This is a genomic window from Arthrobacter sp. HMWF013 (genome assembly GCF_003061105.1).
In the GTDB taxonomy this organism is placed as follows: Bacteria; Actinomycetota; Actinomycetes; order Actinomycetales; family Micrococcaceae; genus Arthrobacter.
In genome coordinates this window covers 3709-4801 of record NZ_QAIQ01000692.1, presented here as the reverse complement: position 1 = coordinate 4801, position 1093 = coordinate 3709, and the positions used below count along the sequence as shown (strand labels likewise).

General features: G+C 69.4%; 1 protein-coding gene. It reads right to left on the bottom strand.

From position 1 onward, the window contains the following. The coding region (locus DBR22_RS22500) for a geranylgeranyl reductase family protein (protein WP_258229407.1) at positions 1–1041 on the bottom strand (1041 nt) is incomplete at its 3' end. Between the last annotated feature and the right edge of the window lie 52 nt (positions 1042–1093).

The following is a 1093-nucleotide window of genomic DNA, read 5'->3' as shown; positions in this document are numbered from 1 at the left end:
CACATAGTCCGCGTAGCCTGAAAGGTGGGCGTCGGCGTCGTGCGTTGACGAGGAAGGCGCGTCAATGATGAACTCTGCCGCGAACCGCGCGGACTCCATCGCGTAGGAGATGCCCTCGCCGTTGAACGGGGACACCATGCCGCCGGCGTCGCCCAGGAGCAGAATGCCGGGTGCGTAGTGCGGCGTGCGGTTGAAGCCCATGGGCAGCGCGGCGCCCCGGATCTCGCCCACCTGGTTCTCGGGCGTGAAGCCCCATTCGGCGGGCATCGCCGCGGTCCATTCGCGCAGGACCTGCTTGTAATCGAGCTTGCCGAATTCCTTGGAGGAGTTCAGGATGCCCAGGCCAACGTTGGAGGTGCCGTCGCCGACGCCGAAGACCCAGCCGTAGCCGGGGAGCAGCTTGCCGTCGCGGCCGGGCAGTTCCAGCCAGCCTTCCATCCAGTCGTCATCGTGGCGCGGCGAGGTGAAGTAGGTGCGCACGGCCACGCCGAGCGGGCGGTCGTCGCGCTTCTGGATGCCAAGCGACACGGCGGTGCGGGTGGAGTTGCCGTCGGCGGCGAGTACGACGTCGGCGCTGAACTCCCGCGTCTCCCCCGTCTTGCGCCCGGACTCGTCCAGGAGCGCTGCGCGGACTCCGGTCACGCGGCCGGCCTCGGACCGCAGGGCTTCGGTGACGCTGTGCCGCTCAAGAACCACCGCACCGGCGGCCTGCGCGTGCCGGGCCAGTTCCTCGTCAAAGCCGAGGCGCGTGCGGATCAGGCCGTACTGCGGGAAATCCGAGACCTCGGGCCAGGGCAGTTCAATGGTCCGGCCGCCGGCCAGGAGCCGGAGGCCCTTGTTCCTGCGCCAGCCATCGGACTCAGGATGCGGCAGGCCGAGCTTCTGGATTTCGCGGACCGCCCGCGGGGTGAGGCCGTCGCCGCAGACCTTCTCGCGCGGGAAGCTGGTCTTCTCCAGGACGGTCACATCGATGCCGGCCTTGGCCAGGTAATACGCGGCGGTGGACCCGGCTGGCCCGGCGCCGACAATCAGTACTTTCACGCCGTCAGCGGGTGATGTTGCGGCGGAGCTTGGCCACGGGGCCCTTGTGCGC